9 protein-coding genes are annotated in these 14,538 nt (G+C 62.5%); 6 read left to right on the forward strand and 3 right to left on the reverse strand.

Translation table 11 applies throughout. The annotated features are described in order from the left end of the window. Positions 1–118: 118 nt before the first annotated feature. Positions 119–1,468 (forward strand): DUF1254 domain-containing protein, encoded by a 1,350-nt coding sequence (locus AB7M25_RS11635; RefSeq protein ID WP_429390022.1) that lies wholly within the window; start codon positions 119–121, stop codon positions 1,466–1,468. Further along, entirely contained in the window at positions 1,465–2,850 is a 1,386-nt protein-coding gene (locus AB7M25_RS11640) for a DUF1254 domain-containing protein (protein WP_429517211.1), read from the forward strand. Before AB7M25_RS11635 ends, AB7M25_RS11640 begins: the two co-directional genes overlap by 4 nt. A gap of 613 nt (positions 2,851–3,463) precedes the next feature. On the opposite strand, the gene AB7M25_RS11645 is transcribed toward AB7M25_RS11640, so the two are convergent. Continuing rightward, positions 3,464–5,437 carry an alkyl/aryl-sulfatase gene (locus tag AB7M25_RS11645; protein ID WP_429517213.1) on the reverse strand — a complete coding sequence of 658 codons (1,974 nt, stop codon included), beginning with the start codon at positions 5,435–5,437 and terminating at the stop codon, positions 3,464–3,466. A 137-nt stretch (positions 5,438–5,574) separates the two neighbouring features. Between AB7M25_RS11645 and AB7M25_RS11650 the strand changes: the two genes are divergently transcribed. The 4 genes from AB7M25_RS11650 to AB7M25_RS11665 all read left to right on the forward strand — a co-directional run bounded on the left by AB7M25_RS11650 (position 5,575) and on the right by AB7M25_RS11665 (position 10,484). Continuing rightward, positions 5,575–6,243, forward strand: a complete 669-nt coding sequence (locus AB7M25_RS11650) for an ABC transporter ATP-binding protein (protein WP_429390017.1) — start codon at positions 5,575–5,577, stop codon at positions 6,241–6,243. A gap of 1 nt (position 6,244) precedes the next feature. Continuing rightward, on the forward strand, positions 6,245–8,716 hold the full coding sequence (locus AB7M25_RS11655; RefSeq protein ID WP_454237320.1) for an ABC transporter permease: 2,472 nt from the start codon (positions 6,245–6,247) through the stop codon (positions 8,714–8,716). Then, entirely contained in the window at positions 8,706–9,788 is a 1,083-nt protein-coding gene (locus AB7M25_RS11660) for a lipocalin-like domain-containing protein (RefSeq protein WP_429561643.1), read from the forward strand. The genes AB7M25_RS11655 and AB7M25_RS11660 overlap by 11 nt, the downstream gene beginning before the upstream one ends. Positions 9,789–9,905: 117 nt before the next feature. Beyond that, positions 9,906–10,484, forward strand: coding sequence for a hypothetical protein (locus AB7M25_RS11665; protein WP_429390013.1), 579 nt, complete (start codon positions 9,906–9,908; stop codon positions 10,482–10,484). Positions 10,485–12,025: 1,541 nt separating this feature from the next. Here AB7M25_RS11665 and hglS read toward each other — a convergent pair. Further along, positions 12,026–13,453, reverse strand: a complete 1,428-nt coding sequence (hglS, locus tag AB7M25_RS11670; protein ID WP_454237321.1) for a 2-oxoadipate dioxygenase/decarboxylase HglS — start codon at positions 13,451–13,453, stop codon at positions 12,026–12,028. 120 nt (positions 13,454–13,573) lie between these two features. Beyond that, positions 13,574–14,530 (reverse strand): alpha/beta fold hydrolase, encoded by a 957-nt coding sequence (locus tag AB7M25_RS11675; protein WP_429389550.1) that lies wholly within the window; start codon positions 14,528–14,530, stop codon positions 13,574–13,576. Positions 14,531–14,538: the final 8 nt, after the last annotated feature.

Here is a 14,538-nt window from a genome sequence, read left to right on the forward strand (position 1 = left end):
ATCCTCTGTAGGAGCCCGGCTTGCCGGCGATGGCGCCACTGAGACCGCCATCGCCGGCAAGCCGGGCTCCTACAAGGTTGTGGTGTGTGCTGTGCTTTTATTTGCCAGGAGATCTACCGTGCGCTACTGGATATCCGCTCTTGCCCTGGGCGCAAGCCTGGGTACCGTTCACGCTGCAACCCTCGATCAACCCCAGGCGAAGGCATTGGCCCAGGAGGCCTACGTGTTCGCCTACGCCACCGTCGAGCACGACAAAGTGCTCAGCGCCATCGCCGCGAAGCTGCCGTTCAACCGGCTCTACAGCGAACCGCGCTTGCTCGGCCCGCAGGACAACAAAGTGGTGTCGCCGAACAACGACACCTTCTATTCCCGAGCCCTGCTTGATTTGCGCAGCGAACCGATGGTGCTGGACGTGCCGGCCGTGCAAGGTCGCTACTACAGCTTTCAACTGGTCGACATGCGCACCGACAACCTCGACTACATCGGCACCCGCGCCACGGGTGATAAAGCGGGGCGCTACCTGATCGCCGGGCCGGACTGGAAGGGGGAAGTGCCATCGGGTTTCAGCGGCGTGATTCGCTCGCCGAGCCGCCTGGTGTTCCTGTTGGGGCGCACCGAAGTCAAGGGCGAAGACGATCAGAAAGACGCCGCTCAAGTGCTCAAGGGCTACGCCTTGCAACCACTGTCCACCGTGAGCGGCGGCGCGGCGCCTGAACCTTTGGCAGCGCTGCAGCTTCCAGCGTATGCGGACACCAAACAGGGGCCGGCGCAGGGGCTGTTCAGCACCTTCAACGCCTTGGCGCCGCTGCATCAGTGGAGCGCCAGCGAGCAGGAAAAGCTGGCTCGTTTCGCCGCCATCGGTGTGAAGCCGGGCGCCACCTTCCAGGCGCCGGCGGATTTGCACGAAGCCGTCGCCCAGGGCGCCGAAGCCGGTCGTGAGCAAGTGCGCGCAGCGTCCAGCCAGCTGTCGGTGGAACAGCAGGGCTGGTTGCCGTCGCCGTCCAACGTCGGCAAGTTCGGTGACGACGACCTGACCCGTGCCGCGGTCGCCTGGCGTTACATCTACGCCAACGATGCGGTGGAAGCGCTGTACCCGATGGCACTGCACGATGCCCAGGGGCAGATGCTCAGCGGCCAGCACGCCTATCGCCTGCATTTCCCCGCCGGGCAATTGCCACCGGTGAATGCGTTCTGGTCGCTGACCTTGTACGACGGCAAAACCCAACTGCTCGCCGCCAACCCGATCCAGCGTTATGCCCTGGGCGACCGCAGCCCTGGTCTACAATACGATGCCGACGGCGGCTTGACCCTGAGCCTGCAAGCCGACGCGCCCAAGGATGCGCCGCAGGGCAACTGGCTGCCGACGCCGCAAGGTCCATTCAACCTGCTGTTGCGCCTTTACCTGCCCAAGGGCGGGGCACTGGACGGGAGTTATCAGTTGCCGACGATTGCGAGGATCGAACCGTGAACCTGATTTTCAGTCGCCGCCGGGTGTTGGGCGGCATGGGGGTATTGGGAGGCAGTCTGATGTTTCCGCGCTGGTTGCTGGCCGCTGATTCCGATGACCTTCGCCAGATTGCCAAAGAGGCGTGGATTTATGCGTACCCCATGCTCATGCATTACCAGACCATGGAAAAGCAGGCGCTCAACGCGTCTGCGCCGGAGTTCGTCGGCGGCTTCAACCGTTTGCGTCACTACGGCGAGTTGTTCACCCCGAGCAATCGCGACATCGTCACGCCGAACAATGACACGCCGTATTCCTGGGCCTGGCTCGACCTGCGCAGCGAGCCGCAAGTGCTGAGCGTGCCGGCCGTGCCTGACGACCGCTATTACGTGCTGCAACTGGTCGACCAGTACACCCACAACTTTGCCTATGTCGGCGTGCTCAGCACCGGGCGCGATGCGGGAAACTACCTGATTGCAGGACCCGACTGGCAAGGACAGATACCGGACGGCGTCACGGCCGTGCTGCGCAGCGAAACCGAAATCGTCATGGTGCTTGGCCGAACGGCCCTGAAAAACGCCGAGGACCTGCCGGCGGTGCGTGCCTTGCAGCAGCAATACGGTTTGCGTTCGTTGCATGAATACATCGGCAGTGCACCGCCCGTGGCTGCGCCAGCCATAAACTGGCAACCCTGGGACAGCAAGACCGGGTTGGGGCTTGGGTTTATCCCGGCGTTGAACCAGATCCTCAGCCTGTGTCCGACGCAACCGTCCGAGCAAGCCTTGCGCGCACGCTTTGCGCGGATCGGCATCGTGCCCGGTCAGGGTTTCGACCCGGCGACGTTGCCGCCAGCCACACGCAAGGCGCTGCTCGCCGGGATTCAGGACGCCCAGGCGCAACTGCAAGCCGCGGTGAGCCAGGTCCGCACCACCCTCGGCCTGTTCGGCACTCGCGAAGCGATGGACGGCAATTACCTCAACCGCGCTGTCGCGGCGAATGTCGGCATTTACGGCAACAGTGTGGAGGAGGCCTTCTACACCGGCACTCGCGTGGACAATCAGGGGCAACCCTTGCAGGGCGGGCGAAGCTATCGTCTGCGTTTCGCGCCGGGTCAATTGCCGCCTGCCAGCGAGTTCTGGTCGCTGACCTTGTATGACTTGCCGGACCGGCAGCTGGTAGCCAACCCGATCAATCGTTATTGCCTGAGCAGCCGGGATCATATGCAGATGGACGCGGACGGCGGGTTGACGTTGATCCTGCAGAACGCCACGCCGCCGGAGCAGAGCAACTGGTTGCCGACGCCAGCGAGCGGGGCGTTCACGCTGGTCCTGCGCCTGTATGGGCCTGGGCAGCAGGTGGTCAATCAGCGCTGGCAAATGCCGGTGGTTGAGGTGGTGTCTGCCTGAGCTGCGCCCCTACATCGGATTTGTGTCGTTCACACCTGTTGTGGACAACCTGGATCCCTGTGGGAGCGGGCTTGCCCGCGAAGGCGGAGTGTCAGGCGGTGTGGATTTCTACGGGTGTACATATCCGTTTCTTCGGTAACGGCGGCTTATGGTTTCGCCCTTACGGCGACTCCCTTTTTTACAAGCGCCTAAAAAAGGAAGCAAAAAACGCTCGCCCCGAACGTACGGCCCCTCGCTGAGGCTCGGGGTTCCTTCGCTCCGGCATTCATCCGGGGGCATTGCCCTCCGGTCGGCTTCGCTTCGACCTACATGCAATGAGTTCGACTGCGTCGAACGGCGCTGCGCGCCCATCCCCGGATAAACGCCTGCGCTCAGCCTGCCGAGGGGGCGGGTGGATCAAGATCAAGAGCTGCAGGCGAGCTAACGCTCGGCCTGTTGAGTGGTGGGGTTGTACGCGGGCGGCCTTTTGGCCGACCAATCTCTTTCGGCTAAACACACGTCCCCTGTAGGAGCGAGCTTGCTCGCGAAAAACCTGAGCGCACCGCGGGGTGTCAGGCTCCCCGCATCATCGTTGACCTCCATCGCGAGCAAGCTCGCTCCTACAGGGGATCTGTCACGGGGTAACGATATTGAACTGCGGCGCAAACGTATCGAGGCTGGTCATCAATTCTCCAAGCTTCTTGCCATTGCCTTGCAATTTGATCAGGCCTTTCTGGATCGCCGTGGGGATATCCAGTTGCTTGAGGCTGATCTGTTCCAGGGTGGCCTTGCTCATGGTCACGCTGGCATCCGCCTGGGCGTTGAGGCCAGCGCGGTGGGTCAGCACGCCGTTGCGCAGGGTCAGGTTGAAGTCCTTGTTCAGGTCCTCGAAGGTCCAGTTCAGGGTCAGGTCATGGCCTGCGGCCTTTTCGCTGTCCAGACGCACGGCCAGGAAGTCGAAGAACATCTGCGGGCTCATTGCCCGCACCATGTCCACCGACACCGAAGTGCCCGCATGGGTCGGCACGCCGTTGCGCAGTTCCATGGCGCCGGTCAGGTACATGTTGCGCCAGGTGGCGTTTTCGCTTTGATAGCCCATCTGCTCCAGCGCCTCGGCCTGGGCTTTGCGCGCGTCGCCGTTGTCCGGGTTGGCGAACAGCAATTGATTGCCCAGTTGCGCGGCCCAGCGGTACTCACCCTTGGTCATCGCCGCGCGCATTTTCTCCAGTACCGCCGCTTCGCCACCCATGGCCTCGACCGTGTACTTCGCCGTTTCCACGGGTGGCAGCGGATTGAGGTTGGCCGGGTTGCCGTCATAGAAACCCATGTAACGCTGATACACCGCACGGGTGTTGAAGCTCAGCGAGCCGTAGTAGCCGCGGGTGTACCACTTCTGGTCCAGGCTGCCGGGCAGTTTCTTGATCGAGTCGGCGATTTCCAGTGGTGTCAGGCCCTGGTTCAGCAGGTGCAGGGTGCGGTCATTGAGGAAGGCGTACATGTCGCGCTGGTCGGCAAGGAAGGTGCGGATGCGTTCGCCGCCCCAGGTCGGCCAGTTGTGCTGGGCGAACAGCACGTCGCTCTTGTCGCCGTATCGCGCCAGGCTGCCGTCCAGGTACTCGGCCCAGGCCTTGGCGTCCCGCACTTGCGCGCCGCGCGGGGTGAGGATGTTGTGCATCATTTGCGTGGCATTTTCCGCCATGCACAAGGCACGCAATTGCGGCAGGTACAGGTTCATTTCCGCGGGCGCCTCGGTGCCCGGGGTCAACTGGAATTCCACCTCGAGGCCGGCGATGGTGCGGGTCTCCAGTGCCTTGTCGATCAGGTCGGTGGGCGGGATCAGGGTGACGGTGCCGCCGCTCGGCGTGCTCTTGCCCAGGCCGGCATCGACCTGGCCTTTTTCGCCACGGGGCAACAGGCTGCCGAACTGGAACTGCGCGCGGCGGCTCATGGCGTTGCCGGCGTAGACGTTCTCGCTCATCACGTGTTCCATGAACCCGGCCGGGGCGAACACCTTGACCTTGCCGGCCTTGACGTCGGCTTCGTCGATGACCCCGCGCACGCCACCGAAGTGGTCGACGTGGGTGTGGCTGTAGATCACCGCCACCACCGGTTTGTGCGAACGGTTCTGGTAGTACAGGTCCAGTGCCGCCTTGGCGGTTTCGGCCATGGTCAACGGGTCGATGATGATCAGTCCGTCGTCGCCTTCGATGATGGTCATGTTAGCGAGATCAAGGCCGCGCACCTGATACAAGCGCGGGCTGACTTCGAACAGTCCGGCATGGGCGCTGAGCTGGGCCAGGCGCCAGAGGCTCGGGTTGACCGACTCCGGGGCCTGGTCTTTGGCGAGGAAGTCATAGGCCTGGATGTCCCAGATGACCTTGCCCGAGGCGTCCTTGACCTGGCCTTTGAAGGGCGCGATCAAGCCCTTGGTGACCGACTCGTAGTCGGTGCGGTCGGTGAAGGGCAGTTGCTTCAGCACGGCGGCGTTACTGGCCGTGGTTTGCGGGCTGGCCGCGACCGGTGCATCGGCGGCGACCACCGCTTGCGCCAGGCAGGCAGTGATCAGGCAAGCGAGCAGCCCACGAGGGCTCAAGGTGAAACGAGGCATGGTGTCTCCGTTTTTTATCGTTATGGCTAGACCAGCTTCGAGGGTAGGGCGGGGCACGGGCAGGGCGATCATCGGCAACGGACAAAAAACATTCAGGGCCGCTATCCTTGAGCCACGCATATCCAGCAGGTTGACCCATGCTTGAAGTCCATGGCGTTTTCAAAAGCTACGCCACACCGCAGGGGCCGCTGCCGGTGCTGCAAGGCGTCGACCTGACGCTCAGGCCCGGCAGCAGCCTGGCGCTGATGGGCGAGTCGGGCAGTGGCAAAAGCACCTTGCTGCACCTGATCGCCGGGCTGGACAAGGTCGATCGCGGCAGCATCCGCAGTGGCGGGCATCGCCTGGAACAGATGAACGAAGGGCAGCTGGCAAACTGGCGTCGTACGGAAATCGGCCTGGTGTTCCAACAATTCAACCTGATCGGCAGCCTGCGGGTCGAAGACAACCTGGCGATTCAGGCGCGTCTGGCCGGGCGTCATGATCCACGCTGGCAGGCCCATCTGGTGCGGCGCCTGGGCCTGGGCGAGCTGTTGCGGCGCTATCCGGAGCAACTGTCCGGCGGCCAGCAGCAACGGGTCGCGCTGGGCCGGGCGCTGGCGTCGCGCCCGCCATTGCTGCTGGCCGACGAGCCCACAGGCAGCCTCGATGAAACCACCGGCGCCGAGGTGTTGCAGTTGCTGCTGGAACTGCTCGACGACAGTCCCACCAGCCTGCTGATGGTCACCCACAGTCCCGGCGTGGCGGCGCGGCTGGCGGAAAAGGCCTTGCTGTGCGGTGGTCGCCTGGCCGCTGTGGGCGAGCGCTGACATGCGCATCTTTGACCAGACCCTGCGCGCGCTGCTCAGCCATTGGCGGCAGCATCCGGTGCAGTTTTTCAGTGTGCTGACCGGGTTGTGGCTGGCCACTGGCCTGTTGACCGGTGTCCAGGCACTCAACAGCCAGGCCCGCGACAGCTATGCCCGCGCCAGTCAGTTGATCGGCGGCGAGCCTCAGGCCAGTCTCAGTGCGCCCGGTGGCGGCACCTTCGCGCAGCAATGGTTTGTCGATCTGCGCCGCGCGGGGTGGCCCGTGTCACCCGTGCTGCAGGGGCGGGTCACGCTCAAGGGGCATGAAGAACAGCGCCTGCAGTTGATGGGCATTGAGCCGGTGTCGCTGCCGACGGGCGCGGCGGTGGCGGGGCAGGCCTTGGCGATTGAGCAGGTGGTCGGCTTTTTCAGCCCGCCGGGCAGTACCTGGATATCGTCGCAAACCTTGCAGGCACTGGGCTTGCGCGAAGGTGACCGGCCACTGAACCTGGCAGGCGTGGCACTGCCGCCGCTGCAGGTGCAGGCCGACATGGCGCCCGGTGTGCTGCTGGTGGACATCGGTTTTGCCCAGCAGATTCTCGGGTTGCCGGATCAACTGTCGCGCCTGCTGCTACCGAAGGATTTCACTGCGCCGCTGCCGCACGCCTTGCAGGGCCAGCTGCAACTCAAGAGCGCCGGCGAAGAAAACAACCTCACACGCCTGACCGAAAGCTTTCACCTGAATCTTGCGGCCCTGGGGGTGCTGTCGTTCGTGGTCGGTCTGTTTATCGTGCACGCCGCCATCGGGCTGGCGCTGGAGCAACGCCGGGGTTTGCTGCGGACCCTGCGTGCCTGTGGGGTGAGTGCGCGCATGCTGATCGCTTGTCTCGCCGTCGAGTTGGGTGGATTGGCCCTGGTCGGCGGGGCGGCCGGGGTGGTCAGCGGCTACCTGCTGGCGGCCGTGTTGTTGCCGGATGTCGCCGCCAGCCTGCGTGGCTTGTATGGCGCCGAAGTGGCGGGGCAGTTGAACCTCGGCCTGTCATGGTGGTTCAGTGGTATCGGCCTGAGTCTGATGGGGGCGTTGCTGGCCGGTGTCAACAGTCTGCTGCGGGCGGCGCGTTTGCCATTGCTGGCGTTGGCCGACCCGCAGGCCTGGCATCAGGCCCATGCACGCTGGTTGCGACGCCAGGCTTGGGTGGCGGCAATGGCCGGGGGGATCGCGCTGCTGGCGCTGACCTTCGGCGACAGCCTGGTCAGTGGCTTCGTGCTGATCGCAGGGCTGTTGATCGGTGCCGCACTGGCGTTGCCGGTGGTGCTCAGTTCGCTGCTCAGTCTCGCTTCACAGCGCAGTCGCTCGGTACTGGGCCAATGGTTTGTCGCCGATTGCCGCCAGCAACTTCCGGCGTTGAGCCTGGCGTTGATGGCGCTGCTGTTGGCCATGGCCGCCAATATCGGTGCCGGCAGCATGACTGCAGGGTTTCGCCAGACCTTCAGCGACTGGCTCGAGCAACGGCTGACGGCCGAGCTTTATCTCAACCCACAGAATCCGGCCCAGGCCAGGGAGCTGCACAGCTGGCTCGACCAGCAGCCGCAACTGGCGGCGGTGTTGCCCAACTGGCAGGTGTCGATTCAGTTGCAGGGTTGGCCGACGGACCTGTCCGGGATCGTCGACCACCCGACCTACCGCCAGCACTGGCCGTTGCTTGAAGCCCTGGGCGACAACCCTTGGGAGCGACTGGCCAAGGACGATGCGGTGATGCTCAGCGAGCAACTGGCCCGGCGCCTGCGCGTGCAACTGGGCGATCACCTGACGCTGCCGACGCCCACTGGCCCGTGGTCGCCACGGATCGTCGGGATCTACGCCGACTACGGCAATCCCAAGGGTCACCTTCTGGTCAACATCAACCACCTGCTGCGCGGCTGGCCGCAACTGGCTCCGAACCGCTTCAACCTGCGCATCGAACCGGCGTCGATCCCGGCGTTCGTCACGGCGCTGCAGGCGCGTTTTACCCTGGAGGACAGCCGCATCGTCGATCAGGCGCGGCTCAAGGGCTGGTCCACGCAAGTCTTCGAACGCACCTTCGCCGCCACCGCCGCCCTCAACAGCCTGACGTTGTGCGTGGCTGGCGTGGCGCTGTTCATCAGCCTGTTGACCCAAAGCCAGAGCCGTCTCGGGCAGCTGGCGCCGCTGTGGGCGCTGGGCGTGACGCGCCGGCATTTGATGTTGCTCAACCTGGGGCAAACCTGGTTGCTGGCGCTGCTGACCCTGGTGCTGGCGTTGCCGTTGGGCATCGGTCTGGCGTGGTGCCTGGACACGGTGATCAATGTGCAGGCCTTTGGCTGGCGCCTGCCGTTGCGGCTGTTCCCGTTGCAACTGTTGCAGTTGATGGGCCTGGCGCTGGTGGCGACATTGCTGGCTTCGGCCTGGCCGTTGTTCCATTTGTACCGCACGCAACCGGCGGACTTGCTGCGTACGTTTACCCATGAAGATTAATCTCGGCGTCTTGCTGCTGGTGCTCCTGGTGCTGCTGGTGAGTGGCTGCGATCAACCGGCGCCGGTAGAAAAGGGTTTTGCCGGGCTGGGCAACCAGGCCGCTGCGTTTACCCCGGTGGTGCCCGGCCGGGTGTTCAGCTTCCCGGCGGATCACGGCCCGCACGATGGCTTTCGCATCGAATGGTGGTACATCACCGCCAACCTGCAGGACGCTCAGGGGCATGAGTTCGGCGCGCAATGGACGCTGTTCCGCAGCGCCTTGAAAGCCACCCCCGAGGGGGCAGGCTGGCAGAACCAGACGATCTGGCTCGGTCACGCGGCGGTGACGTCGGCGACGGTGCATCACGCGGCTGAACGCTACGCCCGTGGCGGCGTCGGTCAGGCCGGTGTCAGCGTTGCGCCGTTCAATGCATGGATCGACGACTGGCAACTGAGCAGTCAGGCGACAGTCGACGATCCGTTGGCCGACCTGCTGCTCAGCGCCCGCGACAAGCGTTTCAGCTACCAGCTGCGGTTGACCTCGACAGGTCCGCTGGTGCTGCAAGGCGACAAGGGGTTCAGCCAGAAGTCCGAACAGGGGCAGGCCTCTTACTACTACAGCCAGCCGTTTTTCCAGGCCAGCGGCACCCTGGAAATCGACGGCCAGACCTTTCAGGTCAGTGGCCCGGCCTGGCTCGACCGTGAATGGAGCAGCCAGCCCCTGACGGCCAACCAGAGCGGTTGGGACTGGTTCTCCCTGCACCTGGACAGCGGCGAGCAGGTGATGCTGTATCGCATGCGGCAAAAAGACGGCGAGCCTTACCTCACCGGCACCTGGATCGACGCCCGGGGGCAGACACAGTTGCTGCACGCCGGCGACATCAGCCTTACACCGCAAGACAGGGCCAGCGTAGCCGGGCGCGAGATGCCCGTGCGCTGGTCGATCAAAATCCCCGCCAGACACCTCGATATCGCCATCACTGCGCTCAATCCCCAGGCGTGGATGGACTTGCGCATACCGTACTGGGAAGGCCCGGTGCGCCTCAGTGGCAGTCATGCAGGGAACGGCTATCTGGAAATGACCGGGTATTAGAAAATCAGCGGCCTGCTGCGACCACTTGCTGAACAGCGTCTATGCTCATCGCACACATGGCATTGCGCTTTGCGTCAACGCCGTCTGTTGCCATTCATCACAGGGAAAGTTCTGCCTATGAAACGCCACGCACTGACCAAAGCCATCACCCTCGCCACCTTGCTGTCTGCCGCCAGTTTCGGTGCGATTGCCGCCGAACTCCCGTTGTCCGAAGTTGTGGTGGTCGATCAGGTCGCCACCCAAGTCGTTTCGGTCGATACGGCCAACCGTATCGTGGTCCTCAAAGGCCCGCAGGGTAATGAATTCCCTGTGCAACTGACCGAAAAGGCGAAAAACCTCGACAACCTCAAGGCCGGCGACAAGGTCGACATCAGGGTCACCAGCGCCGTTGCCGCCTACCTTGACACCGATGTCGACAAAGGCCTGCCGGGCACTGCCGAAGCCACCGGTGAAGTGCGTGCTGCGCCAGGTAGCGCCAACCCGGGCGGCGAAGCTTACCGTCAGGTGAAAGTGCAGTTGAAAATCACCCACATCGACCTGAAAAAACACCAGGTGACTTTTGAAAACCCGGAAGGCAAGTCCAAGACGGTTGACGTCAAGCGACCTGAAGTCCAGGCCAAACTCAAGGACTTGAAAGTCGGACAAAGCGTTAACGTGGTTTACACCGACATATTGACGGTGACCAGCAAGCACTGAGAATGAGTTATATGGGCTGATTGTTTTTGTAGAAGTCTTGTACAGGAATAATCAGCTCGTAGCGTTTAACGGGCGCGTTTAAAGCGTTGTGCGGCGTCTTATTCAAGTCGTCATTTTCTTAAATATTGTGTCGATAAATTTCATCTTTGCAGTGCGGACATATTGATTCTCATCTACTAAAATACCTTCCGTTCGCCCAGTGTACGGCTCTTTACCAGTGCATGGATTGCCGAGGCCATTGCACTGGGCGAACACTTTATTGGTTGTATTGAAAGTTTCGGATATAAAAAAAACGGGCGACCTGCGGGTTGCCCGTTTTTTTGGGGTTTCAGCGTGGGCACGCGCCCTTGTGGGAGCTGGCCTGCCAGCGATGGTCGTTAGCGATAATGCGTATGAACCGGATAAACGCGGTCCCCTGTAGGAGCTGGCTTGCCAGCGATGGTCGTTAACGATAACGCGTGTGATCTGGATAAACGCGGTCCCCTGTAGGAGCTGGCTTGCCAGCGATGGTCGTTAACGATAACGCGTGTGAGCTGGATAAACGCGGTGAGCTTGAGTCCATCGCCAGCAAGCTGGCTCCTACAGCTATTGCGTGAAAAACGACGCGGACGCGGTCCTTTGTGGGAGCTGGCTTGCCAGCGATGGTCGTTAACGATAACGCGTGTGAGCTGGATAAACGCGGCGCACTGGAGTCCATCGCCAGCAAGCTGGCTCCTACAGGTATTGCGTGAAAAACGACGCGGACGCGGTCCCATGTGGGAGCTGGCTTGCCAGCGATGGTCATTAACGATAACGCGTGTGATCTGGATAAACGCGGCGCACTGGAGTCCATCGCCAGCAAGCTGGCTCCTACAGGTATTGCGTGAAAAACGACGCGGACGCGGTCCCCTGTAGGAGCTGGCTTGCCAGCGATGGTCGTTAACGATAACGCGTATGAGCTGGATAAACGCGGCGCACTGGAGTCCATCGCCAGCAAGCTGGCTCCTACAGCTATTGCATGAAAAACGACGTGGATGCGGTCCTTTGTAGGAGCTGGCTTGCCAGCGATGGTCGTTAACGATAACGCGTATGAGCTGGATAAACGCGGCGCACTGGAGTCCATCGCCAGCAAGCTGGCTCCTACAGCTATTGCGTGAAAAACGACGCGGACGCGGTCCCCTGTAGGAGCTGGCTTGCCAGCGATGGTCGTTAACGATAACGCGTATGAGCTGGATAAACGCGGCGCACTGGAGTCCATCGCCAGCAAGCTGGCTCCTACAGCTATTGCGTGAAAAACGACGCGGACGCGGTCCCCTGTAGGAGCTGGCTTGCCAGCGATGGTCGTTAACGATAACGCGTATGAGCTGGATAAACGCGGCGCACTGGAGTCCATCGCCAGCAAGCTGGCCCCTACAGCTATTGCATGAAAAACGACGTGGATGCGGTCCTTTGTGGGAGCTGGCTTGCCAGCGATGGTCGTTAACGATAACGCGTATGAGCTGGATAAACGCGGCGCACTGGAGTCCATCGCCAGCAAGCTGGCTCCTACAGGTGTTGCGTTATCAGTGTTTCCCGGGATTGCGTGAAGAGCCTTTTTCATTGGCTTGAACAACATCGGCCAACATGGCGAAACACTGTTCGATCGAGCGCCGCTGGCTCTCGGCATACAACGCCAACTCATCGATCGTCGAACGCCCCAGGGCCTTTTCGAACGCCTGCTGATTGGAGTGCACGCCGTAACGGGTTTGCGCCGCGTCCCCCAGGTTCGACTGAAAAATCCCCGCCGCGCTGACCGGCAGGAAGTCTTCGTACACCAGCGGTTCAACCCGCAGGTAACCGCTGCCGAGCAGGTCGTCCAGGGCAACGTTTTTCAGGTCGCCCGCCGCCAGGCCTTTTTCCGTCACGAAGTAGCGGAAGTAAGCCAGCTCCTGTTGGCGCATGCCTTCCCAGGTGTCGGGGAACTCGCTGAAGTGCTGCGCCATCAGGGCGTTGTAGCGCGCGGCGTTGGCTTCGTTGGGGAAGTCCTTGAGTTCGTCCCGCGCGGCGTTGAGCAAGCGGTCGTACAGTGCGCGGCCTTTGGGCGTGAGGGCGGCACCACGCTGTTCGATCTCGCCGAAGCGGGCACTGTGGCTGCCGCGAGCTTCGTTCTGATCGGTGAAGGCAATCGGCTCGTCGAGGGCCTTGAAACTGGTCTGGCGCAGCAGGATCGGGCACTGGCGGCGGGGCGGACCTTCGATCACCGCTTTGGGGGTGATGCCGTGGGCGGGCATTTGCGCCTGGACGATGTCGATGTCCAGGGTCCGTGGAGTCAGGTGGTTGATGTGCGGGCCCTTGAACGCCACCACGTCGGCGATCAGCCGATGCTGGGCGCTGAGCTTCTGATACTGCTCGGCGGTGACGGTGGCACTGTGGTGCCAGCGAAAGGTTTCCAGGGCCTGTTCGACGAATTCCAGGGCTTGTGGTTCGGTCAGGCCGCCCTCGGATTCGGCACGCTCGATGAGCGAGAGGGCTTTGGCGGTGAAGATCGAGCGCCGGTCGAGCATCGACTGGGCGAACGCTCGCAGTTCCAGGTCTTCGATCAACTCCAGGCGCAACAGCGAGGTGAACACCCGGAACGGACTGATCTGCAACGACGCTTCATGCACTGCGCGAAACGCCGTGGAATGTACCGGCACGCCGGCCGGTGTCAGGTCGTAGTAACCCACCGGTTGCATACCCATCACCGCGAACAGGCGGGCGAGGGTCGCCAGTTCATCGGCCGTACCGACGCGAATCGCCCCATGGCGCTCCAGGTCCAGACGCTCGATTTCGCCGGTGCTGGTGAGCTGTTGCAGGATCCCCGGATCGTTTTGCAGCACGTGACGGTTGGTCTGCTCCACCAGCTCCATCAACGCGCCGTACAACGGCACTTCCTCGCGGTACATGTCGGACATCGCTTTGGAGAAGCGTTGGCGGATCAGGTCAGGGCTGACGAAGCTCGGGTGGTTCATGAACAGGATTCCTGGCGCGGTGACGTAAAGGATGGGCAAAAGATCGCAGCCTTCAGCGACGCCGACAAACGAAGTTTCTGACGAACTTCATTCTGCAAACGACTGCAAACGACTACAAACCTAGTGGAGCCGTTGATCCTGTGGACTCTCCGAACGCAGTGATGCCAAAAACTCCCGATACAGGCGCGCCGAACCGGAGGGCGCTTCCACCATGGGCATGTGCCCGATGGCGTCCCAGATATGCACGCGCAGGTCGGCGATGCCCTTGCTCCAGACCGCCACACTGCTGACGTCGATCAGCCGGTCCTTGCGCCCCCACAGCAACAGCGACGGGACGCTGATGTCGGGCAGGTGGGGTTCCATCGGCGGGCTGGCGCGGAAATCGCGGAAGATTTCTTCCAGCTCCTCGCGGGACTGTTCATAACGCTGGGCGACGGCATCGAGTACGAGCTTCGGCACCCAGGGCGGGGACGCCATGGTCATGGCGTAGAAACGCTGGAATTCTTCCCGCGAGTGAATCAGAAACGGGTTGTGGCCCTTGGCCAAATGCCGCTCCAGGTCACTGGGCTCGGGCGAGGTGACCCCCGACGGGTCGATCAGGGCCAGGGACACAATGCGTTCCGGATAAGTGGCCGCGAGCCACGCCGCCATGTAGCCACCCATGGAGTTGCCGATGACATGGACTTTCTCGACGCCGCACACGTCCAGCAGCTGGATCATGCGCTTGGCCTGCAACGGGATGTCGTAGCCGCCGCCGGCCTTGAAGCCGGTTTCGCCATGGCCGGCGATGTCCGGGATGATCACCCGGTGGCTGCCGACAAAGTGCCGGGCGAAACGCAGCCAGAGGTTCTTGTCGGCGCTGAAGCCATGGAGCATCAGCACACTGCTGGTGGCCTCGTACGGCCCGCCTTGCCAGGTCGAGACGGTCATCTCGGGGATGGGCACGACGATCTTGTGCAGCCGGTACAGCTTGGCCTCGGCCGCCATGCTCAAGTCATAGAGCCAGTAGCCGATGGCCGGGTAGGTCAGCCAGCTCCAGGCGACGAACACTGCGAGAACCACGAACAACAAAAGCATCACGCGTC

This window comes from Pseudomonas sp. AP3_22 TE3818 (genome assembly GCF_053628995.1).

Bases quoted from the DNA above. Each gene is read 5' to 3' on its own strand.
- AB7M25_RS11645 (WP_429517213.1), bottom strand. From the start codon at position 5,437: ATGCCTCGTTTCACCTTGAGCCCTCGTGGGCTGCTCGCTTGCCTGATC.
- AB7M25_RS11650 (WP_429390017.1), top strand. From the start codon at position 5,575: ATGCTTGAAGTCCATGGCGTTTTCAAAAGCTACGCCACACCGCAGGGG.
- AB7M25_RS11655 (WP_454237320.1), top strand. From the start codon at position 6,245: ATGCGCATCTTTGACCAGACCCTGCGCGCGCTGCTCAGCCATTGGCGG.
- AB7M25_RS11660 (WP_429561643.1), top strand. From the start codon at position 8,706: ATGAAGATTAATCTCGGCGTCTTGCTGCTGGTGCTCCTGGTGCTGCTG.
- AB7M25_RS11665 (WP_429390013.1), top strand. From the start codon at position 9,906: ATGAAACGCCACGCACTGACCAAAGCCATCACCCTCGCCACCTTGCTG.
- hglS (WP_454237321.1), bottom strand. From the start codon at position 13,453: ATGAACCACCCGAGCTTCGTCAGCCCTGACCTGATCCGCCAACGCTTC.
- AB7M25_RS11675 (WP_429389550.1), bottom strand. From the start codon at position 14,530: ATGCTTTTGTTGTTCGTGGTTCTCGCAGTGTTCGTCGCCTGGAGCTGG.